At 44.4% G+C, this 23,994-nt stretch carries 16 protein-coding genes and 1 riboswitch; of the genes, 5 read left to right on the top strand and 11 right to left on the bottom strand.

Features of this window, described 5'->3' with window-relative positions:
- Positions 1-157 precede the first annotated feature (157 nt).
- From HXT48_RS02745 to thiC, 3 genes are all read left to right on the top strand, one after another.
- Positions 158-1,006, top strand: a complete 849-nt coding sequence (locus HXT48_RS02745; RefSeq protein ID WP_004108686.1) for a methionine ABC transporter ATP-binding protein — start codon at positions 158-160, stop codon at positions 1,004-1,006.
- 2 nt (positions 1,007-1,008) lie between these two features.
- Positions 1,009-1,689, top strand: a complete 681-nt coding sequence (locus HXT48_RS02740; protein WP_004108684.1) for a methionine ABC transporter permease — start codon at positions 1,009-1,011, stop codon at positions 1,687-1,689.
- Between the two features lie 64 nt (positions 1,690-1,753).
- Positions 1,754-1,859: riboswitch (TPP riboswitch) on the top strand.
- Positions 1,857-4,514, top strand: a complete 2,658-nt coding sequence (gene thiC / locus HXT48_RS02735) for a phosphomethylpyrimidine synthase ThiC (RefSeq protein WP_421793168.1) — start codon at positions 1,857-1,859, stop codon at positions 4,512-4,514. Its footprint overlaps the riboswitch before it by 3 nt.
- 330 nt (positions 4,515-4,844) lie before the next feature.
- Here the strand turns inward: thiC and HXT48_RS02730 are convergent, their stop codons facing one another.
- The 8 genes from HXT48_RS02730 to hrcA form a co-directional block, all read right to left on the bottom strand.
- Positions 4,845-5,381 carry a peptidylprolyl isomerase gene (locus HXT48_RS02730; protein WP_004108678.1) on the bottom strand — a complete coding sequence of 179 codons (537 nt, stop codon included), beginning with the start codon at positions 5,379-5,381 and terminating at the stop codon, positions 4,845-4,847.
- A gap of 235 nt (positions 5,382-5,616) precedes the next feature.
- The gene (locus HXT48_RS02725; protein ID WP_421793167.1) at positions 5,617-11,271 is read right to left on the bottom strand and encodes a GA module; all 5,655 of its coding nucleotides are present in this window, start codon (positions 11,269-11,271) and stop codon (positions 5,617-5,619) included.
- Positions 11,219-11,392, bottom strand: coding sequence for a hypothetical protein (locus HXT48_RS02720; RefSeq protein ID WP_174182567.1), 174 nt, complete (start codon positions 11,390-11,392; stop codon positions 11,219-11,221). The genes HXT48_RS02725 and HXT48_RS02720 overlap by 53 nt, the downstream gene beginning before the upstream one ends.
- A gap of 462 nt (positions 11,393-11,854) precedes the next feature.
- Positions 11,855-12,685 carry an inositol monophosphatase family protein gene (locus tag HXT48_RS02715; RefSeq protein ID WP_004108666.1) on the bottom strand — a complete coding sequence of 277 codons (831 nt, stop codon included), beginning with the start codon at positions 12,683-12,685 and terminating at the stop codon, positions 11,855-11,857.
- Positions 12,686-12,911: 226 nt separating this feature from the next.
- Complete coding sequence (serB, locus tag HXT48_RS02710; RefSeq protein ID WP_174182566.1) at positions 12,912-13,586, bottom strand: phosphoserine phosphatase SerB; 675 nt, start codon at positions 13,584-13,586, stop codon at positions 12,912-12,914.
- Positions 13,587-13,590: 4 nt separating this feature from the next.
- Positions 13,591-14,574: a methionyl-tRNA formyltransferase gene (gene fmt / locus HXT48_RS02705; protein WP_421793166.1), complete on the bottom strand. Its 984-nt coding sequence runs from the start codon at positions 14,572-14,574 to the stop codon at positions 13,591-13,593.
- Between the two features lie 69 nt (positions 14,575-14,643).
- Positions 14,644-15,795: a molecular chaperone DnaJ gene (dnaJ, locus tag HXT48_RS02700; protein WP_004108655.1), complete on the bottom strand. Its 1,152-nt coding sequence runs from the start codon at positions 15,793-15,795 to the stop codon at positions 14,644-14,646.
- A gap of 90 nt (positions 15,796-15,885) precedes the next feature.
- Positions 15,886-16,902: a heat-inducible transcriptional repressor HrcA gene (gene hrcA / locus HXT48_RS02695; RefSeq protein ID WP_004108653.1), complete on the bottom strand. Its 1,017-nt coding sequence runs from the start codon at positions 16,900-16,902 to the stop codon at positions 15,886-15,888.
- A 219-nt stretch (positions 16,903-17,121) separates the two neighbouring features.
- Between hrcA and tkt the strand changes: the two genes are divergently transcribed.
- Both tkt and tal read left to right on the top strand, forming a co-directional pair.
- Entirely contained in the window at positions 17,122-19,221 is a 2,100-nt protein-coding gene (gene tkt / locus HXT48_RS02690) for a transketolase (RefSeq protein WP_415690025.1), read from the top strand.
- 268 nt (positions 19,222-19,489) lie between these two features.
- Positions 19,490-20,593, top strand: a complete 1,104-nt coding sequence (gene tal / locus HXT48_RS02685; RefSeq protein WP_012914254.1) for a transaldolase — start codon at positions 19,490-19,492, stop codon at positions 20,591-20,593.
- 259 nt (positions 20,594-20,852) lie between these two features.
- On the opposite strand, the gene HXT48_RS02680 is transcribed toward tal, so the two are convergent.
- From HXT48_RS02680 to secG, 3 genes are all read right to left on the bottom strand, one after another.
- Positions 20,853-22,484, bottom strand: coding sequence for an RNA-binding domain-containing protein (locus HXT48_RS02680; protein WP_102155102.1), 1,632 nt, complete (start codon positions 22,482-22,484; stop codon positions 20,853-20,855).
- Between the two features lie 260 nt (positions 22,485-22,744).
- Complete coding sequence (locus tag HXT48_RS02675) at positions 22,745-23,572, bottom strand: HAD hydrolase family protein (protein ID WP_076002913.1); 828 nt, start codon at positions 23,570-23,572, stop codon at positions 22,745-22,747.
- A 147-nt stretch (positions 23,573-23,719) separates the two neighbouring features.
- Positions 23,720-23,968, bottom strand: a complete 249-nt coding sequence (gene secG, locus HXT48_RS02670; protein WP_004119067.1) for a preprotein translocase subunit SecG — start codon at positions 23,966-23,968, stop codon at positions 23,720-23,722.
- Positions 23,969-23,994: the final 26 nt, after the last annotated feature.

Below are 23,994 nucleotides of genomic sequence, written 5' to 3'. Positions count from 1 at the left end.
TGTATGCTTCGTGTATGCTTTGCGGCATTATTTTATAAGCGTGTAATATACGTAATGTGCGTGCTAGTTAATAATCTAGTTAATGACGCTAGTTAGTAACTCTAGTTAGTAACGAAGTATATTTCACACAGAAAGCAATAATCTGTTAAGGAAAAGCATGATTCAGATCGAACATCTTCACAAAAGCTACGGCAAAGGTAGCAAAGCGAACGAAGCATTACACGACATTAATCTGACTATTGAATCGGGAGAAGTATTCGGAATCCTTGGTTCTTCTGGTGCAGGAAAGTCTTCGCTAGTTCGTTGCATGAATCTGCTTGAGCGACCAACTTCCGGCAAAATTATTATTGACGGAAATGATATTAGCGAAGTAAAAGATAAAGAACTTGCAAAAGTACGCACTAATATTGGCATGATTTTCCAGAATTTTAGCCTTTTCCAGCAGCGTACAGTATTGCGAAACGTCACTTTCCCATTAGAGCTGAATCACACTGCAAAAAAGGAACGAGAAGAACGCGCAAACTACTTACTTGACTTAGTTGGTTTACAAGATTTTGCAAACCGCTACCCTAGCCAGCTTTCAGGCGGACAGCAGCAGCGCGTAGCAATTGCACGAGCATTGGCGAATAATCCGTCGATTATGCTTTGCGACGAAGCAACAAGCGCACTTGACTCCACAACTACTGCGCAAATCCTTGATTTATTGAGCCGAATTAACCGCGAACTCAACGTAACGCTTGTTATTATTACGCATTCGCTGGCTGTAGCACGAAATATTTGCGACCGAGTTGCAATGATTGATGGCGGACGCATTGTGGAATTAGGTGACACTGATACGCTTTTTGCAAATCCACAAAGCGATATTTTGCGAACTCTTATTGCAGATGAAAAACAGGAAAATCATCGCGCTAAAATTACAAGCACGATTGCAAGCGAGCTTAACAATAAGCCAGAAAACGCACAAACAGACGAACAAACAAACGCGCTTACCAACGAGGTGAAATAACAATGTTAGAAGCTGCTACACAATTTTTTAACGACTACGGCAACTTACTTATTGAAGGCGTGCAAGACACACTCGTAATGACATCAGTTGCAACACTTTTTGCATACCTTATTGGACTTCCAGTTGGCGTACTTCTCATTACATCAAACAAAAAAGGTATTTGCCCTAACGCGCCAATTAACGCAGTTCTAGGCTGGATTGTTAACATCGTGCGTTCAGTGCCGTTTATTATTTTATTAGTTGCAATAATTCCTTTCACTCGTCTCATAGTTGGCACTTCTTTGGGAGTTCCTGGAGCTATTGTGCCTCTGGTGATTACGGCTGCACCATTCGTTGCTAGAGTAGTTGAACAATCTTTAGCCGAAGTTGACGGAAGCTTAATTGAAGCAGCACAAAGCTTTGGAGCAAGCAAATTGCAAATTGTTTGCAAAGTATTGCTGTGGGAAGCTTTACCTTCGCTAATTCGCGGAGCTGCGCTTACATTTATTACGCTTTTTGGATTCTCCGCAATGGCTGGAACAGTTGGCGCAGGCGGACTCGGAGATATTGCAATACGATACGGATACCAGCGTTATCAATACGATGTGATGACAGTGGCTGTTATTCTTTGCATTATCCTCGTGCAGATTGTGCAAAGCTTGGGAGATTTTATTTCACGCGCAATCAATCATCACGAACGCTAAAGAAATTCGCAACATACCCACCACCAATTAAATGCACATAATCGTGTAAACTTGCTGGTAATTCGACATTTTGCAGGGGTGCTTTCGAAAGAAGGCTGAGATGGTATTAGTTTGCCTAACCCTTCGAACCTGTTAGTTAATACAACGTAGGGAGCAACGATTTTAGTATGACATCGAATTATCCGTACGCATCAATGCGTAATCAATTTAATCTAAGCGCCTGCTTTATTGCAGACCCACAAGCTTGTAATAATCGTCCGCTTACCGATATTGTCGATGATGCTTTGCGCGCTGGAGCGACTTTTATTCGTCTTCATTGCAACAATGAAAACGCTAAAGAAATCACTACTATTGCACGCGATATTGCACAAATCATCGAAGACAATAACAAATGCGATTCTGTAACTTTTGTTATCGACGAGCGTGTTGATGTCGTTTGGCAAGCTCGCAATCAAAGCATCAAAGTTGACGGAGTGCATTTAGCACAAAGCGACATGGAGCCTAGAGAGGCTCGCGCTCTTCTTGGCGAAGATGCTGTAATCGGCTTATCTGTTGAAACCGAAAGCTTAGTTAAAGTAATAAACGAACTTCCAGATGGATGCATTGATTACATTTGCGTAACAGCAATGCGCAATCCTGAAGAAGGATGCGAAAGCACTACTGCCGCTTACGAATTGGAAGCAAATCACACAACGCTGGACGAAGCGAAAATTAATACGATTTGTTCCGCAAGTGATTTTCCAGTTCTAGTTGGCGGAAGAACTGCACTCGACGATATCGATACAATCGCTCACACCAAGGCTGCAGGATGGTTCGTTTCTGAAGCATTGTATTCTTCAGAAACACCAGAATCAACTATGCGTGAATTTGTTGAACATTGGAAAGCTGTGCGAGGTGAAGAAAAGCACGGCTACGCTAAGCGAGTGATAGTTGCAGAAAATTCTGAATCAAAATCTTCAGAAACTCAAGAAAAGAAGCCAACTTTTATTAATGCGAAAGAAGCAAAGGATGCTGCGAAATTAGCTAAACAACAGCGAGTTGACATTGCAGCTCGCGGATGCACTCAGCGCGATAAAGCTCATATTCGCAAAACAACTCCAATTCATTTTGAGTATGAATATGGTTCTTATGATTTGGAAGTTCCTTATACGGAAATTAAGCTTTCGGATACTCCTGGCGTAGGTCCTAACCCGCCTTTTAAGGATTACAATACAGAAGGTCCAAAGTGCGATCCGAAGGAAGGTTTGGCTCCGCTTCGCCTTGACTGGATTCGCGACCGCGGTGACGTTGTGGAATATGAGGGTCGCAGGCGCAATCTTCAAGACGACGGCAAGCGCGCAATTAAGCGAGGCAAAGCTTCTAAAGAATGGCGTGGACGCACGCATAAGCCAATGAAGGGCGCGGATCATCCGATTACACAAATGTGGTACGCTCGCCACGGAATCACTACTCCGGAAATGCAATATGTTGCAACGCGCGAAAATTGCGATGTAGAGCTGGTTCGCGAAGAAGTTGCAGCCGGACGTGCTGTAATTCCTTGCAATATTAACCATCCTGAAGCTGAACCTATGATTATTGGCTCGCGCTTCTTGACTAAGCTCAACGCAAACATGGGTAATTCTGCTGTTACGTCATCTATCGACGAAGAAGTAGAAAAGCTTACGTGGGCCACGAAGTGGGGTGCGGATACCGTTATGGATCTTTCCACCGGTAACGATATTCACACAACGCGCGAATGGATTTTGCGCAACTCCCCTGTGCCAATTGGAACAGTGCCAATGTATCAGGCTTTGGAAAAGGTTGAGGATGATGCTTCTAAGCTCAGCTGGGAGCTTTTCCGCGACACTGTTATTGAGCAGTGCGAGCAGGGCGTTGACTACATGACTATTCACGCTGGCGTGCTTCTTCGCTACGTGCCGCTTACTGCAAACCGCGTAACCGGTATTGTTTCTCGTGGTGGCTCAATTATGGCTGAATGGTGCTTGCAACATCATCAAGAGAGCTTCTTGTATACGCACTTTGAAGAATTATGCGAGATTTTCGCAAAGTACGATGTTGCATTCTCTTTGGGTGATGGTTTGCGTCCAGGTAGCTTGGCTGATGCTAACGATGCGGCTCAGCTTTCCGAGCTTATGACGCTTGGCGAGCTTACGAAGATCGCTTGGAAGCATGACGTACAGGTGATGATTGAAGGTCCTGGTCACGTGCCATTCGACACTGTGCGTATGAATATTGAGATGGAAAAGGCAATTTGCCAGAATGCTCCATTCTATACGCTTGGTCCTTTGACTACGGATACCGCACCTGGCTATGACCACATTACTTCCGCAATTGGTGGCGTGGAGATTGCGCGATACGGCACCGCAATGCTTTGCTATGTGACTCCTAAGGAACATTTGGGGTTGCCTAACAAGGATGACGTGAGGCAAGGCGTGATTGCGTATAAGATCGCTTGCCACGCAGCTGATCTTGCTAAGCATCATCCACATGCTATGGATCGCGACAACGCAATCAGTAAGGCTCGCTTTGAGTTCCGCTGGTTGGATCAGTTCAACTTAAGCTATGATCCAGATACCGCAATCGCCTTCCACGACGAAACACTTCCTGCAGAACCAGCAAAAATGGCGCACTTCTGCTCGATGTGCGGACCAAAGTTCTGCTCGATGGCTATTTCGCAAAATATTCGTAAGCGTTTTGGCGGAGCAGCTCAGCAGGAGCAGCTCGTTGAAGAAGCACGCAGTCAGGCAATTGCCGATGGTATGAAAGAGATGAGCAAAAAGTTCCAAGAATCCGGCTCATCGTTGTATCAAAGCGTGAAAGCATAAAATGATGAGGTACGGAAGTGCGGAAGCAAAAACTGAATTGCAAGTGCTTCAATAACAATACTTACAACGAATAATAATAGAAGAAGGTTGATATGAACCAAAGCGAGTTTTATAGTGAGCTATTATGCTTGCTATAAGACTCGCTTTCTTTATATCCGCATTTAAATTCTATTAATACAACCTTTCCGTTGCATGCGTTGTAAAGTTTCTGCCGCCTTACAGCAAAAATCCGACATTTTCTGTACACAAGCGTATAGAAAATGTCGGATTAGCAATTAAGAACTTTAGTATTAAAGAATATTAAAGAGTATTAAATCAAATAACGTTTAATCACAAAACTTCAATAGAAATAATACCTACAGGCTCAAGAGGAGCATCAGATCGATCCGTTGCGACAGCCTCGAGCTTATCGACAACCGCCTTCGATTCATCGTCAGCAACTTCGCCGAAAATTGTATGGTGGCCATCAAGCCATGGAGTTGGCACAGTTGTAATGAAGAACTGCGAACCGTTAGTGCCATGCAAACGACCGTCACGACCGCGACGCTTTCCAGCATTTGCCATAGCGAGCAAATAAGGCTTATCGAACTTCAAGGATGCGTCAATTTCATCGTCAAACTCGTATCCAGGACCGCCAGTTCCATTGCCGAGTGGGCAGCCACCCTGAATCATGAAATCCTTAATGATGCGGTGGAAAGTTAAACCATCGTAGAATGGCTCATGCGAAGGTTTTCCACTGAATGAGTCAAGCCACTCGCGCTCACCAGTAGCTAAGCCAACAAAATTTTTGACGGTTTCAGGCGCTTTACTGTCAAACAAATTGATTTTTATATCGCCTTCAGAAGTATGCATAATAACTGTAGTCATGTGGTAATTCTCCCATATTTTCACGACTGTTTCAATTCGTGTTAGATAAAAATATTCGCATACAAAAATGCCTCACTTTGCGTAGTAAAGAAAGACGCAAAGTGAGGCACATTTTACATTAACTTCATTATGCTAATTAACTCAATACTCAGCAAACTTACTGAATACAATTAAGCAAACATTAAACAGCTCTAAACTAGCTGATCTGCAATAACCAGACCAGCTAGCAAATATTCTACTTACTACTGTGACGAGAAGTACCACGACGCTTAGCTGAGAAAAGCGCAGCACCAGCAGCACTAAGAGTTGCAGCAAACAAGCCAAACACAGACACGTCACTACCAGTCTTACTAAGCTGAGCAACACTACCACTCTTCAACACCTGAGCGCGCACAGAAGCACGAACATCAGCCGCATGAGCCTTAGCAGCAGCCAAAGCCTTACGAGCAGCAGAAAGATTCTTAACCGCAGCATCAACCTGAGCCTGGGTAGCATTCGGATCAGCAGCAACCTTCTTAGCCTCAGCCAAAGCAGCATCCAAAGCCGCCTGAGCCTTAGAAACTTTAGCATCCGCCTGCTTCACAGCAGGATTATTCTCAACAGCAGCGTTCACAGCAGCAGAACTTGCGCCATTAGCATTATTAGCGTTAGCGTTGGCAGCATTGGTGTTAGCAGCGTTACCTGCATTACCCGAGTTTACGCCAGCACCAGCGTTACCATTACCAGCATTTCCAGGCTGTGAATCAGACTCAGCACCCTGAATCTGAACATTCAACTCACCCTTATCCACAGTAGTAGGCGCATTATCATTCACACCATAACCAGCTTCAGAACCAGAACCAGGAGTTGGTTTCTTACCGTCAAGAGCCTCTTCAGCTGCCTTAAGCTTTGCAAGAGCAGCGTCAACAAGCTTCTGCTTTTCAGCTTGAGTCTTAGTTGTTACATCTTCCTCGCCTGCAGCAGCCTTCTTCGTACCAGTTAGCTTATCGATAAGATCCTTAGCATCTTGAAGAGCCTTATCAAACGCAGTCTTCTTTTCCGTCGTAGTAGAATACGTATACCTATCTGAGTTCTTAACGTTGCTATCCTTATCAATCTCATCTTGCAACGGCTTGGTATCAACACCATCAAGCGCCTTACGCGCATTTTCAAGCTTCTGAAGTGCGTCGTCTACCGCTTGTTGATCTTTAGCCTCTTGCTCGGGAGTGCGCGGAGTAGAGTCTAGATTCTTATCGTTTTCGTTATCTTCTTTAGCTTTCTTCAATGCCGCTTCCGCGTCAGAGAGTGCCTTGTCAAATGCTTCTTTCTTCTCCTTAGAAGCGGTCGTGTACAGAGGATCGCCAGGTGTAGCCGGCTTAGTGGAATCGTTAGGATCAGCTGGCGTTGGCTTAAGCTTAGAATCGTTATCTACTTCAGCCTGAAGTAAATCAGTGCTTACGCCCGCACCCTTAACTTTGTCATCAATCGCCTGCATTGCCTTAAGAAGATCCTTATACAGCTCATTAACCTGATCCGCATCCTTAGGATCGCCATTAGCTTTGTCTAGCACGGCTCCAGCAGCAGTAGCAGCATCGTCAAACGCTTTCTTTTGCTCATTGCCTTCTTGCAGACCCTTATACTTGTCGCCCTTAGCGAACTTATCAGCGATCTCTTTCAGCTTTTCAAGACGAGCCATGGCAGTATCGGTTGCAGTAGCATTGGCAAGCGCGTCGTCGATGTCGTCAGAAGTTGTACCGTCAGCGTTCTTGTGATCAGAAGCATCAGTATCTTCAATAATCTTCTTGAAAGCTTCCTTCTGCGCATTGTTCAAATGATCAAGCGCAGCAATCTGCTTCTTAGCATCCTCTATCTTCTTAGCCTTCAAAGCGCGATTAGCAATAGCAGTTGGGTCGCCAATCTTCTTTGCATCATTGATGTCATCAATAGCCTTCTGCTTTTCAGCATCTGGAAGATCACTATCTTGAATGCGTTTCTTCTGATCTTCCTTTTCTTTATTAAGTACAGACTGATCATCGTATGTGTTCTGAGAAATATCGCGCTTGCCCTTAGCATCTTCGATTGCCTTGTTTGCGTCATCAAACGAAGTTTTCACGCCATCAACAGCATCCTTGATTTCAGAAGGCTTTGTTGCACTGTTAACAGTGTTCTTGGCATCATCGATTGCCTTAGTGGCAGCTTCATACTTATCTTTAGCTTTTGCTTTCTGCTCATCATTCAACGCCTTGTATGCTGCATCAAGTTCTGCCTTCTTAGCATCAAGCTTGGCAATACCAGCATTCTTAGCATTCTGCTCGTTAATCGCATTCTGGCGCTTGGCTGCGTCAAGATCATTCTTAATCTCTTCTGCAGTAGCAGCAGGATCCTTCTTTGCAAGAGCATCTTCCAAAGCAGTGAGTGCTGCATCCTTCTTGCTTGGATCAGAACCAATTAACTCCTTAAGAGCCTTATCGTCCTCGCTACTAGAATTGCCGTGGCTTAGGAACGGAAGCGCGCCAGCACTAACATCCTTGTGCGCTTCATTAAGATTATTAGCTTCATCTAAAATCTGCTGAACTTCTTCAGGAGTCTTAGCACCAGGCTTGGTAGCATCCCCACTCTTTCCATTCAGCTTTTCCTTGAGCTTATCCTTTTCATCTTGAGTCAGATTGCCAAGACCATCAATTGCATCAGAAGCTTTCTTTTTCTTATCCTGTAGCTCTTGCTTCTTCTGGTCCTCCTGCTTTTTATCTTCCTCTTTTTTCTGCTCTTTTTCCTTATTTTCTTTGTCTTTCTTTTCTTTTTCCTTTAACTGTTCAGGAGTTACATTATTCTTGCCAGCCTGCTCGTTGGCCTTCTTAAGAATATTCTGAATATCATCAGCACCTTTAGCATTATCAATCTCATTCTTATACTGGGTTTTTTGCTCCTCAGTAAGCTTTGGATTGCGGTCGATAAGCTTCTTCGCATCATCCTTCATCTGCTGGAGTTGACCAGCATCAGGCGTTGGCGCAGGGGTTCCCGCCTTCTTATAAGTTACCTTAACGGAGAACAAATCATTATTAGCAGAATCCTGGAACACAAGTGTTGTAAAATCACTATTCTTATATGTAACCTTTGCAATGCCATTAGCATTAGAAGTTGAGCTAAGCTCCATCTTAACTGTATCTGTTTTTGGCGTGAGACTCGTAGGAACGTTATACGGCGCCTTATCTTCTGCTAGTGAATCCGTGCCATCGTAATTGGCTTTCAAGAATGCTTCCGCAGCTTTCTTGAAATCAGCTTCAGACAGATTTTCTGGGTCGGTAACTTCAATCTCAGGAATTGGATTGTACTTGCGCTCAGCCTTCTTGGCATCGGTGAGCTTGCGAATAAGATCGCGCAGGTCCTTCTCGGCTGTTTGACCTTGAGCCATGCTATCGATCTTGGAATCATCCAACTGATCAGGATTGTCGATGCCAGCGCGCTTCAAATCTTCGTTAGTGAGATTGTCAGGAGCACCTTTGCGCTTCTTCAGCAAATCCTTAGCTTGCTGCTTTAGATTGTCAATCGTATTATCTTTTTGAGGTTGAGAGCTGTTCTTTTTAACATACAAATCGTTAGCTTGGATGGTAATCAATTCGGTTTGCGAGGCAGAATCCCAATCTCCCCCATCATCGTTGTCAGCCCATGGACGACCAATAACCTTGATACCCTTATCATCGCGTAAACTGATACTAAGCATCGGTCCACCATTCTTACCAGATACACCGTAAGGACCCATATTCTTAGTACCGGCTTTTGGAGTCCAAGTTTTTTTAACCTCAACGCTGTCTGCAACAGTAGCTAAATCATCTTCAGTTACATTATCGTAATTGTCTTTTACAAACTGCTTTAATGCCTTCACAGCTTCTGGAACAGTTGGTGTATTACCCTCAATCTCAGTCTTTGTAACTTTATAAGTAAAGGTATTCCCTGGATTGTCTTTGTCAGTTTCCGTCTTAGTTTCCGTAGAAGGTGTCTGAGGCGTTTGCTTATTTGCCATTTGCTTAAGGAATACGCTCATTGGGTATGTAGCATCTTTGTAGTTGTCAGCATGGAATACTACTACGCCCTTACCCTCTACTATCTTAAATTCAACACCTTTGATTGTTACAGACGTATCAGGATTCTTAGCATCCTTAGCTTTAAGCTTCTTCATAAATTGAGAGACAATAGCATCAAGCTGCGTCTTATTATCATTTACGTCTTTTTGTGTAGCGTTAAAGGGATCGAAATTAACCCTTGATTGTTGTTCAGGACGTTCAACGATGAACTCTTTTTCAGCAGCAGGAGTTGGAGCAGGCGGCTTTGGAGTTGGATTTTCCTCAGCAGCCTTTTGCTTTAAGAATTGCCAAGAAGGAATCTCTGTTGTTGAACCGTCTGCCCAAGTGATGATGGCGTTCTTGAAGTCTTTATCGAAGCTTACAGGAGTTTTGCCATCCTTCTTGGCTGCATTATAAACATCCAAGTCAGCGTTTGCTTTATCAAAAGCATCGGTTACTTGCTTTTGCTCTTCTGTAGTCAAGCTAGAAAGATTCCCAACCTCAATTGGATCAGGTACCACGTAAGGCGCCCAATCGGAGATTTTTGGCCCTTGGAACACAAGCTCAGACGCAGGAATCGTAGCTTTTGAGCCATCTTCGTAAGTCACAACAAGGTTCTTGCCGTCTTTATCGAAAGCAATAGCATTATCCTTGGCAAGATGCTTGCTAAATTCGCTGCTATCAGGGTTCGCCTTCTTGAACGCATCAATAACAGCCTTTTTATCATCATCACTTAACGAATCAGGCTTTACAACAGGTATGCGATCTGGCATAACTGGCTTATATCTGTCGCTGTCGGATTCATCTTGTGCAACAAGAAGGCTTGCAGGAATCGTGCGAGTCGTCTTGTCTTTGAAAGTGATAGTTGCAGAGCCATCCTTATTTACCACAACACCATTATCAGCAACTAATTCCTTGAAGTACTTGGTGTTTTCATTCGCTTTTTCAATTTTTTCTTTAATAGCCTTTTGCTCGGCTTCACTTAAAGCGTTAGTCTTCTTAACCTTTGTAACCTCTGGATACGCAAGCTTCAAATAATCCGCAATCTTTGGCGTATTGTGCTTTTGACCAACCGCATAGTGCCAGTTACCTGCAAAACGGTAAACGCCAGCGGCAAAACGAAGCGGATTGGTGTCACGCTCTTTCCATGCATTGTCTTCCATCTCGGAAACGTAAGTCATGTCATACCAACGCTGACCAGCAGACTCCCAGTCTACGAAAATACCCTTAAGGCCTTGAGTTTGCTTTTGGTATTCTTCCCATTGTTGTGCGGTATTGCCCGCATTATCGTAGCCTTTATTGTCTTTGGTACCCAAGCCCATAAGCTGTTTCCAGCCTTTGCTGGCAAGAATATTTTCGTCACTAAAATAATAATTAGAAATATTAGTCCATTCCTTAGGACTATTAAAATGTTTGTCAGAAACAACGCCATAACCGTTTGCGTCGGTTGTAATATATTGCGAAGAACCAGCAGGTTTAACCTGCTCCTTGCCATTTTTTGTTAACTTTTCAATACGCTTAAATTGAATATCTTGAGGATCTTTCAAACCAGCAGGAACACCAAACCACCACATTGGACGGAATCGCCAATCGTCAGCTGTAGCATTGTTGTGGCAATTAGAAAGATAATGAACGCGAACAAATTTACCAAGAGGGTCTATGCCTTCAGTACCGCCAGCTTTGGCGTGCTCAAAGGTATCGTAATATTCAACGTCAATGTTGAAATGAGCCTCGGCATATTTTGCATCAGTTTTGAAACCGTAATAAACATTGTTGCCAGTGCCGTCTACATAACCGTCAGCATAGGCAGGCGAGGAAACGAATACCCCCCCCCCCGAGCACCATAGCACCTGCGAGCATAGCTGCGCACACGCTCTTAGAAAGTGGCGCGTAAATAACGCTGTTACTCGACTTTTGCATAGACTTTTGCAAATCGGCAAGATGCTTCGCACTCATAATCTTCTTCGTCATTATTCCTCATTTCAATAATGTGTCTTCTTTATGTTTCTGCTTATGCATAACTTGTAATATGCAATAATGCAGCAGCCAAACAAATTAGCATTCGCCTCTTTGTTTCATACCAATTTGCTATTTACACAACGCTTCATACTCTCTTAATACGTTTCAAGCATGCATAAAAATGTGCAAACTGACATTCGTACAAGTTATATGGTACTCAACTATTCATACATTGCAAACCTTTTCATGCAATAATTTGTGTAGCGTAAATCACATAATTCGCAAATCACGCATGAATACGTATAAATTACATGTTAAGACGTCATAATATTTATGAAAAAAAATTACGATACGCCGCAAGATAATTGAATGCTTACGCAAGGCTACGAGTTACTTGCGTAATGTTATTGACTGCTTACGTAAGACTATTAACTACTTACGCAAGAATATTAGTTACTTACGCAAGAATATTGCTTATTTAAGATACGGCTTTAACTCGTTAATAAGCAAACCGTTAGAAGCAACTACGTCATTTTCGCGTCGCCAATGAATAGGGTTTCCATCCCACTGGCAAACCTGACCCTGCGCTTCTAGCACAACCACGGCACCAGCAGAAACAGCTGGAATATCCCAATGATGCAAGTGAGGCTCAAAATAAGCGTCATAAGTGCCATCTGCCACCTTGCACAAGTCGAGCGACGCAGGTCCAATACGCTTAATATCCGCAGGGCAGCCCTCTTCAACAGAAGCGACTACGTCAAGCGCGCGCTTAGATTCACCAGGTATATAAGACATTCCATAACAAACCACAGATCCTTGCAAAGTAGAAGTTGTGGAAGGCGTAATCTTCTCACGCTTCTCTCCTTGCGGAGTTCTACGAATACGAATAGCACCCTGACCCTTTGCAGCCAAATAAGTCAATCCCAACGCAGGAGCGTGCACAACGCCAAGAACCGGACGAGCGGAGCCTTCATCGTTAAACTCAAAAAGCGAAACCGTAAGAGTCCACTCAGCCATATCGCGATTAAAATTAATAGCACCGTCAACGTTTCCAACGCACCAAAAACGTTCTCCTGGATTGCACTGCTCCGGCTTAGTTTGCCAAAAACCTTGGAAAGGATTCACATAAGTCAAACGATTTTGAATAAAACGCACGAGCTTATCGCCAAAACCAGATTCAGATTTATTAGGATCACCCAACGCAATCGACGTCATATCTTGAGGGCTTAATTGATCCTGATACGCATGTTTACCAACATCTTCCAAAATACGCGCAACTTCAAGCGCAACTTCTCGTAAATTCAACTTACACTCCCTACCCTAAATGCATAAATTCCCGTATTTATGCACACTCTCTCTCCCATAAATTAACTTTATTTTACTCAACAATAGAAAGATTCACCAACACATTTAAGCTCTGCGGTTAAAAGATACAGAACTTTCACAAAAAATTTAATCATTAATCTTTAATCATCATTCGCAATTTTACATTGCCTACGTACATTACTCAACTTTTACTTTTAAAAACGTATTAATTCGCATTCAAAAAACGTAAGACAGCGCTTAAATCGCGAGTAAGAATGCAGTAAGGAGTAGCCGCTTGAACTGTTGGTTTTGCGCAAAAAGCTACGCCTAATCCAGCGAATTTAATCATTGAAATATCGTTCGCTCCATCCCCCACTACAACAGTTTGTTCGCGATCAATTCCAAGATTAGTTGCCCAAGTTCTAAGCGCTTCAACTTTTGCATTAGCATTAACAATATTTCCAAGTACGTTGCCAGTAAGCTTGCCGTCAATAGACTCTAAATGGTGAGCCGCCCAAAAATCAATATTCAAACTCGGCAAAAATTCGTCCAAAATCTCATGAAAACCGCCAGAAACTGCGCCAACTTTCCATCCGTGCGCATGAAGCGTGTCAATTAAAACATTCGCGCCTTTAGTTACATGAATTTTAGAAATAATACGCTTTTTGCACTCGTCAATATTCAAATCGCGAAGCATACTCACGCGCGAACGCAAGGAAGTATCGAAAGTAATTTCGCCACGCATTGCTCGCGCTGTAATCGCAGAAAGCTCATCGCCGCATCCAGCTTCTGCACCGAGCAAATCGATAACTTCTTCCTCAATAAGCGTTGCATCAACATCCATAACCAAAAGCCCTGGTTTAGACAAAGTTGGCAACACCGAAGAAAAGTTCATAATCATAATTTTATGCGCAGTAAGCTGCTGCCGAAAGCCTAGCTCCGCGCGCCCAGTCTGCCGCTTTCATAGCTTTCTTACCTTGCGCTTTTACTTCCAAAAGCTCAAGTGCGCCGCTTAAAGTACCGACCCAAACTTGCTTCTTACCAGCAAGCAATTTTCCAGGATCAAGCTGATTAAAATCTTGAGCATGCGGATCGTTAGCATCTGCCGGAACTGCGCGTAAAACATGCAAAGTAATCGGATCCGCATTATGTTCATCGTCCGCATGAAGCTCGCACCACGCGCCCGGATTTGGCGTACAAGCGCGAATTTGACGATCGACTGCAAAAGCTGGCGCATGAAAATCAATATGAGCATCTTCAACAGTGATTTTTTGCGCAACTTCTTGAGGAGTTTGATCTTGCTCAACCGGCACAATTTCACCAGTTTCCATGCCGCGAAGAGATGCTGCAAGAAGCGGCGCGCCGTCGTTTGCAAGTCGTGCAAGAAGATCGCCAGAATTTTCGCGAGACTCAATTTTTGTAGTAAACTGCGCCAAAATAGGCCCACAATCCATGCCGCGCGTAATGCGAAAAACCGTAGCACCTGTAATATCATCCCCAGCCCAAATTGCGCGCTGCACAGGAGCTGCACCTCGCCATTGCGGAAGAAGCGAAAAATGAAGATTATACCAGCCGAGCGGCAACGCGTCTAAAACATTCTGTCGCAAAATCTTGCCGTATGCTACAACTGCTGCAGCTTTTGCACCGGTTGCCGCAAGCTGTTCAAGAAACACATCTTCATTTTTAGGATCCGACTCAAGCACTGGCAAGCCGAGCTCAAGAGCAGCCTGTTTCACAGGGCTTGGCACAAGCTTTCTACCGCGACCAGTCGGAGCGTCCGGTCGCGTAAGAACAGCGCGAACATCAAAATGCTCACTATCTTTAGTTAACTCGCGAAGAGACGGAACCGCAACTTCCGGAGTTCCAGCAAACAATATTGGTAATGCCATATTTCCCCACTATTTTAAATCAAAGCCGTAAATTAAAGCCGTTTAAAGCAGTAAATTAAATCCGTAAAATCAGCCAGCAAAAGCTTCCTTTAATTTACTAAAGAAACCTTTACGCTCACTCGACTGCTCACTTAACGAATGCTGCTGCACTTGCTTCATAGAACTATCATGCAATTTAGCAAATTTTTCAATCAAAGCACGCTCTTCATCATTCAACTTAGAAGGCGTTTGCACTAGCACATGAACCACGATATTTCCGCGATCTTTAGAACGAAGCTTCGTCACACCAAGATTTGGCAAAGTAATAGTGTCTTCATTTTGGCAGCCTGCAGGAATCGTTATTTTCTGAGCACCATCAAAAGTGTCGATTTCAAGACTACGACCAAGAACAGCCCAGCTCATAGGAACTGTAATCCAACAATGCAAATCATCCTCGTTACGAGTAAATTGCTTATCTGCACGAATATGAATATCAACGTACAAATCGCCGGCAGGACCGCCGCACTCACCAACGCTTCCTTGGGAAGCTAAGCGCAAACGACTACCGTCACGAATTCCAGCCGGCACGTTCACTCCAACTTCACGAATTGAACGCACACGACCATGACCGTGGCAGTTTTGGCAAATATTCTTAATAATCGTGCCGTGACCTTCGCAATGCTCACAAGGCATCGAAGACATCATTTGACCGAGCATAGTGCGCACAACTTTTTGGCAGAAGCCAGAACCGTGACACACAGAGCACTGTTCTGGAGCGGAATTGTCGGCAGAACCGGAACCAGAGCAATCCTTGCAAACGCCAAAAGTAGTTAACCGTACGCTAACATTTCCGCCAAAAATAGCGGTTTTCAAATCAATACGAGCCTCAGCTAACGCATCATCGCCAGGCTGCACACGCGAAATTGGTCCTTGCGAATTACCGAAAGAACCGCCAAAGAACTGGCTGAAAATGTCGCCCATGCCCATATCTGCAAAACCAGCACCTGAAGCTCCGGCACTTCCTGCAGAAGGATCGTTAGGATCAACACCCATGTCTACCATTCGACGCTTTTCAGGATTAGAAAGCACGTCGTAGGCAGCATTTACTTCCTTAAACTTTTCTTCAAACTCAGCGCCTGCAATATCAGGATGATATTTGCGGCTCATTTTGCGATAGGCTTTGCGAATTTCGTCGTCGCTAGCATTGTGATCAACGCCTAGAACTTTGTAGTAATCAGTCAATTAATTCCCCTTTTACCTTTTTCTAAAATCATTCTTGCATAAGGCACAGCCAGACATAAGCCGAATAACCAGCCATAAACCAGCCACGTTTTATGAATTTTCGGATATAAACGAATTAAGGTAGCGCGCAACAGCCTTAACAGCAGTCATCGTTGCAGCATAATCCATATGCGTAGGACCAATTGATCCAATAAACGCAGAGTCAGAATCAGCATTGTATCCGTAAGTGCTTGTTACAACAGAAGCGTTAAGCAAACCAGGAGTGTGCGTTTCCGAGCCGATTGCAACACTAACACCACTTGCACAATCGCTTGCTTCCTCACTTAACGAAGTCATCAGTCGCATAATAACAGCCTGTTCTTCGAGTGCGTCAAAAAGTGAAGCAAAATCAACAATACTTTGTCTATGCGCAAGTTGAGAAGCTCCAGCCATATATAAGTCGTGAGTATGCTCACCGTCATGCATATCTTCTAAAGCGTTAGCAAGTTGACTAATAATTTGCAAAGCTGACGCTAAATCCTTGCGATTTGCGAGCGCATAAACGCGTTGTGAAGCAGATGAAAGAGATAGCCCAATGCAGCACTCATTAACCATATTAGTTAGATGCAATAAGTCATTTGAATTTATAGTAGTTGCTTGAATCATGTGCTGAGCTACGCCTCCAGCATCTGTAATCACAACAACCAAAAGCGTAGAAGACGATACTTGAACAATCTCAATTCTTTTTACTTTTGACTTAGACAATGCTGGAGATGCTACGAGAGCGACTTGACCCGTAATACTTGCAAGAAGACGCGCGGAACGTTGCAAAGTATCTTGCAAACTAACAGATCCGCTTAAAAAGTTACGTATAGCGCGACGCTGCGGTTCAGAAAGCGGAATAACAGAAGCCAAACCGTCAACAAAGTAGCGATAGCCTTTTTCAGTAGGAATACGACCTGCAGAAGTGTGCGGTTGAACAAGGTATCCCTCCTCTTCCAAAGCCGACATATCGTTACGAATAGTAGCTGAACTCACACCAAGCTGATGATGCTTTGCAAGAGCCGCAGAACCAACAGGCTCTTGAGAACGAATATAATCCTCAACAACTGCGCGCAAAATCATCATGCGTCGTGACTGCATTACCACTCCTTACAAACACTCTAAATACTATATTCCTATAGTAGTCTATTTCTTAGCACGCAACAGAACATAAAAGCAAACTTTTGACACACTTTGTAACATATTCGTCGCGCGCGAAAGATAGGATTGAAGGGCAATGAGAGGGTAAAAAGCCAGCGTAAGCTGTGCTTAAAAACCCGGATTATTGGAAGGAAAGTAGATCACATGACCGATTTCAACTGGTCTGCATTAGACGAGCGCGCCGTAAAAATGGCGAAGGTTCTCTCGGCTGATGCTGTTGAGCGAGCAGGACACGGACATCCTGGCTCCCCTGTTTCATTAGCACCGATTGCGTACACATTGTACCAGCATTTCATTAAGCACGATCCAGCTGACCCAAAGTGGGCTGGCCGCGATCGTTTTATTCTTTCTGGCGGTCACGCTTCGCTTACGCAATACGTGCAGTTGTTCTTCTCTGGATACGGCTTGACTCTTGACGATCTCAAGTATTTCCGTGGCGGTGCAGACACGCGTACTCCAGGTCACCCTGAATACGGCTTGACTCCAGGCATCGAAATGACTACTGGCCCACTCGGTCAGGGTCTTGCTTCTGCTGTTGGTTTCGCTTACGGCCAGCGCTTTGAGCGCGGTCTTCTTGATCCAGAAGCTCCAGCTGGCACTTCCCCATTCGATCACAAGGTTTGGGTTATCTGCGGCGAAGGCGACGTTGAGGAAGGCGTTTCTTCTGAAGCTGCTTCCTTGGCTGGAAACCAGAAGCTTGGCAATTTGACTGTAATCTTCGATGCAAACCACATTCAGATTGAAGGTGACACTAAGCTCACCTTCTCTGAAGATATTCTTGCTCGTTACCGTGCATACGGTTGGTACACCGATGAAGTTAGCTTCATCCAGCCAGACGGCTCCTACAAGGAAGACGTTCAGGCTTTGGCTGCTGCTATTGAAAAGGCTCAGGAAGTTACCGATAAGCCTCACTTCATTAAGGTTAATACTTTGATTGCTTGGCCAACCCCAGGCAAGACTAACAATGAAGCTTCCCACGGCTCCAAGCTTGGCGAAGAAGCTGTTAAGGGCTTGAAGGAACTTTGCGGTTTCGACCCAGAAGTTCAATTCCCAATCGACGAAGAAGCTTTGGCTCACGCTCGCAAGGTTGCAGAGCGCGGCTTGGCTGCTCACAAGGCTTGGGACGAAGCTCTTGCAAAGTGGGCTGCCGCCAACCCAGATAAGGCTGCTCTTTACGAGCGTCTTAAGGCTGGCAAGCTTCCTGAAGGCTTCGACAAGGCTATTGACGACTTGGTTGCTGGCTTCGAAGTTGGCTCTAAGGTTGCTACCCGTAAGGCTTCCGGCGCAGTTCTTAACGCAATTGCTGCTGTTATGCCAGAACTTTGGGGCGGTTCCGCTGATTTGGGCGGCTCCAACAACACCAACATTAAGGGTGCTGACTCCTTCGGTCCATCCGAGGATGCAACCCGCACTTGGCCAAACGTTTCCGAGCATGGCCGTCAGCTTCACTTCGGTGTGCGCGAGTTCGCGATGGGTGCTATTACCAACGGTATTTTGCTTGGTTCTGACACTCGCCCATTCAACGGCACCTTCTTCCAGTTCTCTGACTACGAGCGTCCAGCAGTTCGCTTGGCTGCTTTGATGGAGATTCCAAACCTCTACGTTTGGACCCACGATTCCGTAGCTTTGGGCGAAGATGGTCCAACTCACCAGCCAATCGAACACTTGGCTGCTTTCCGCGCTATTCCTCAGCTTGAGGTTGTGCGCCCTGCAGATGAGTACGAAACTGCTGAAGCTTACCGTTACTTCTTCGAAAAGAAGAACAGCTACCCAACCGCTATGATTTTGACCCGCCAAGGCGTTCCAACCCTCGCTGAGACTGCTGGAAAGGCTCGCGAAGGCGTGAAGCACGGCGCTTACGTTTTGGTTGATTGCGAAGGCACTCCAGACGTAATCATCATGGCAACCGGTTCCGAAGTTCAGTGGGCTGTTGCTGGTGCCAAGACTTTGGCTGCTGAAGGCATTAAGGCTCGCGTTCTTTCCATGCCATCTCTCGAATGGTTCGAAGAGCAGGACGAAGAGTACAAGGAAGCAATCTTGCCAAAGTCCGTCAAGGCTCGCGTTTCCATCGAAGCTGGCTTGGCATTGCCTTGGTACAAGTATCTTGGCGATTGCGGCAAGGCTGTTTCTATCGAACAGTACGGCTTGCAGGGTGACGGCGGTCAGAACATGATTGACTTGGGCATTACTGCTGAGCACGTAGTAGAAGCTGCTAAGGCTTCTATCGAAGAAGCTCGCGCCTAAGCGAAACTTGCTACTAAAAGTAGATTGCTACTAAAAGCAAATCGCAAATAGTAGAGAATCGCAAATAGGTAGCGAATAAAAAGCTTGATGTATCAAAATAAAATTGGTATGTCACAAAACTAGAAGTGCTAACGAAACACTTCACAAGAGACAGCGACGGCGTGTTGATGCCGAGCTACCGTTGGTTCGACATCAACCGCTGTTTCTTGTAAAAACGCCAAAATACCGACGTGCCCCAATTAGTGGAGCACAGTGTTAAGGAGATAACATGACTGAAGCAACGCAGCGCACCAGCGATTCCGGCGTTTCTATTTGGTTGGACGATTTGTCCCGTACCCGCATTGAGTCCGGCTCTTTGCAGGATTTGATTGCTAATAAGAATGTTGTTGGCGTTACCACCAACCCATCCATCTTCCAGAAGGCTTTGAGCCAGGTTGGCCCATACGATGCACAGCTTAAGGAACTCGGCAAGGTCGACGTTGAAACCGCTATCCGCGAGTTGACCACCACCGACGTTCGTAACGCAACCGATATCTTCCGCGAGATCGCTGAAAAGACCGACTTCGTTGACGGCCGCGTCTCCATCGAAGTTGACCCACGCTTGGCTCACGATACTGCTAACACTGAGAAGCAGGCTGAAGAGCTTTGGGCAAAGGTTGATCGTCCAAACGTTATGATTAAGATTCCAGCAACTTTGGAAGGTCTTCCAGCTATCACCGCTACCCTTGCTAAGGGTATTTCTGTGAACGTAACCTTGATCTTCTCCCTCGAGCGCTACGAGCAGGTTATCGACGCCTTCATCGAAGGTATTGCTCAGGCAGATGCTAACGGCCACGACTTGAAGCACATTGGTTCCGTAGCTTCCTTCTTCGTCTCCCGCGTTGATAGCGCTGTTGACAAGCTCCTCGAAGCTAACGGCTCCGATGAAGCTAAGGCTCTTGAAGGCAAGGCTGCTGTTGCTAACGCTCGCTTGGCTTACGAACTCTTCGAAAAGAAGTTCGCAGCTGACCCACGTTGGGCTGCTCTTGAAGCTAAGGGCGCTAAGAAGCAGCGTCCACTTTGGGCTTCTACCGGCACCAAGAACGCAGCTTACTCCGACTGCAAGTACGTTGACGAGTTGGTTGCTGAGCATGTTGTGAACACCATGCCAGAAAAGACTTTGAACGCTCTTGCTGATCACGGCAACGGCGCTGCTTCCGTTAAGGGCACTTACGAAGAGAGCCACGCTGTTATGAACAAGCTTGCTGAGCTTGGCATCAACATTAAGGACGTTACCGACAAGCTTGAGGCCGACGGTGTTGCCGCCTTCATCAAGTCTTGGGATTCCGTGATTGCTGACGTGCAGTCCGGCATCGATCGCGTAAACGCCTGATTTGATTAATCAGTAATAAATAAACATAAACCGCACATGTTCGTGGATTAATTCACACATGTGCGGTTTTTGTTTGCGGAGCACTCCAAACGAGAGGAAAACTCCCTACAATTGGAGCACTCAAGCAGATTAACCAACTGAGAAAATAACGGTGATTACTTGCCAGAAAGAGTTTGCCAGCGAGATTTGGTTAAAACGTTACGATAGCGCACGCGAGTTTCGTGCATAAGCGATTAATTCACACATGTGCGGTTTTTGTTTAACTGCGGTTAAAAACGTAGGTAGTAGCTCGACCTTTTCCACAAACTGAAATATCTCCTCTACTAACTAAATCAGATAACAATTGCTTAGCCTTGGTACTACCCACGTTAAGAATATTTTGCACTTGCTCACGCTTTATTGTTCCATGATTATGTACTGCTTCAATAATCTTTTTATAGCAATCGTCAACGCTCATACGTTTATGCGAGTTATTAGAATCTTGCGAAAGTGAATTTGTAGTAAGTTCTGAATTATAAGTACTGTTCACTAAATTCAATGAATTAGCATTAAGTTCAGTTTTGTTTTTTGAAGAACCAGATACAAAGTTATTCTTATCGCTTACAAAAAATTCAAGAGTAGTACGGTCTGGATTAAAGGACTCACTTAACATTGGATAGCGTATTCCAGCCCAATCACAACCAGCTCTCATAGCATCAAATCCGCTTCCAGCACGTTCAACAACAGAAATCAGCGCGAACATTTTAAGCAGTGCTGGATTCCGAGAATCAGAAAAACCTCCAGCTAAAGCCACTTCTACAGGCATACGTAAGCAACCCGGGTTTGCAAAAGAAAGCTTAAAACCATCATTTGCGCTATTTGTTTCTATAGAAGATTGTGAAGAACCATCAACATCAGTACTCACAGCATCATTATATGTAATAACAGTATTACCTCGCATATAATAATCAGCATGAATCAACGTGTTTGCAAGGGCTTCTCTAACTGCCATATGCAACGGAGTATCATCAACTCGTAATGACTGCGAATTAAGCAAAAATGGTACATCAATTTTACGAGAAAGACGCTGCCATACAATACTCCAAAAATCATAAAGATTCCCACTCCACGAACCATCCGAGCTGACAATCCTATGACTCCACCTACTATCAGCATTGGTAATTTCTCTGTAGTCGAGAAAATAGTACGGAAATTCCGTAATAATGCACCACTCCTGACCAAACATTAAAAGACCCGATCGAGTAGGATGCAATTTATTCGACTCGTCTTTTGCTAACGCTCCGATTCTCATAAGAAATTCATCTGTATCAAGCGTAAGCCAAGGATGTTGAGGACGCACTGCACTTAGCATATTGCGGTAAGAGCGCACAGTCTCCATATCAAAATCGTCAACACTGTGTTGCAACAGTGGAGATTGATCCATAGAATTTACGCTCGAACCATTGTCTCTGACCATCGCTTGATACTCTTCTTGCGAACATTTGTAGTCGCCTTCGAAATTACGACGATACGTACCGCCTATAGGATTTCCATTAATATAAATCGGTTTATCAGAACGATTTGCTCTTGGAACGGTTATGCGAATAATAGATTTGTTATCATCCATCTGTTCAATAGAAATATTTTCTTCAATAAGAATATTCGAACTAATTTTATTCTTATTATTTAGCGTATCCCAAATATCTTTTACCATATGTTCAGGGTTATTTACGCCAACAAGCTGTAAATTATGCTGAGCATCTTCGCCTACACCCAGCAAGATAGTTCCACCATTCGTATTAGCAAAAGCACAATACGTTTCCCACATACTTCTCGGCGTACCGTTTGAAGCCGCTTTCGCTTCTAATTGATTACTCTCTCTTAGTAAAGACAGCGAATTTATATTGAACATTGCAGTCTCGCTTCGTAAGTTAGGTTTGTTGCAATATCGTTTTTAGTTAAGTTTGTATTTATATTTGCATTTAAAATCGGACATTTTAAAGCTTAAAAATATTTTTTGCGTCCGATTTTACATCCTTTTCGTCCGATTCTACTTGTTTTGCGTCCAAAAAACAAGAAAACGTCCGTAAATTTTGCCTAAACGTCCGTATTCTGTAGAACGCGTCCGATTTACTGCTATTTGCGTCCGATTATGATGATTGCAATAAACCGCTAGAGCAATTCGTTTTGAAGCCAGCTGGCAACACCGTCGTCATTGTTGGAATCGCAAACTTCGTCCGCAATCGCAAGCAAACGCGGATTACTATTCGCCACCGCTACCCCATAACCACCGGCACGGAACATATCGATGTCAATAATGTCGTCGCCAAAAACAACAGTACGGCTAGGCTTCACGCCCAAACGATCGCAAATAACGTTCAGTGCATGTCCCTTGTTTGCAAGAGGATTCGTAAGCATCCACAAAACATCTTCGCTAATATGCAAGGAAAAATCATCCGGAATAATACGCTGAAGCTGTTCCTTCTCGCAATCTCGCGGCACAATAATGATTTTGTCTGCTATGCCACTTGGAACATTGGAAAAATCTGTAATAATAAAATCCTGCTCGTTCCAAAGCATACGAACATCAAAATTAGTGTAACGAACGTCGTTCATCACAATACCAAGACGGAGCGTAGGTATTTTATCAAGCAATCGCAGGCAAACATCAGCAGCAAGATTAGAGTCAAAACCAAAGCGAGTAAGAGTATCAATGCTTCGCTGCGAAGTAAGTTCAGAAATAGTGCTGTGAACGCAATCAAAATCAATAAGCGCACCATTGAGATACGCGCAAACTTGAGCTTTTAAATCGTGAACAAAATCAAAAGCGCTTCCAACAGGACGAGCCGTAATAATAGCAAGCGGAATACCAGATTCGTGCAAACGCTCAGCAGCCTGCACAGTTTCGCTGCTTAAAAAGCGGCCTTCAAAAGTATCGGAATCGTGAAGCATTGTGCCGTCAAGATCAGCAATTACTAAAGAAGGAGAAAAACGAAGCATTATAGTTACCCACTATTTTTAATGTGCATAATGAATTTGTAAATCGCACAAATGCAAGCGCGTACGCAAGATCACACACAAGCCCATAAATTTTGATTTATAAAATAAAAAGCGCGCAATCTTTCGACTATGCGCTTAAAAGAATACTTAGATAAGTGAGAACTTAGTCATAAGGTTCAAGGCAACAATAACAGCCACCCAAATCAACGCTATAATAACCGTCCAACGATTTAAGTTCTTTTCTGCAACACCAGAGCTACCAGCGTTCTTCGTTAAACCGCCGCCGAACATGTCGGAAAGGCCGCCGCCCTTGCCCTTGTGCATCAAAATTAACAATGTGAGCAAAATGCTAGTGAGCACAAGCAACACCTGCAAAATAATCTTCACAGTGGACACAACCAACCTCCTGTTTTACAGTACCC

Source organism: Gardnerella sp. KA00127 (genome assembly GCF_049244125.1).
Classification (GTDB): Bacteria; Actinomycetota; Actinomycetes; order Actinomycetales; family Bifidobacteriaceae; genus Bifidobacterium; species Bifidobacterium swidsinskii.
The sequence above is the reverse complement of the archived record's forward strand: the minus strand, read 5'-3'. Positions and strand labels throughout refer to the sequence as shown.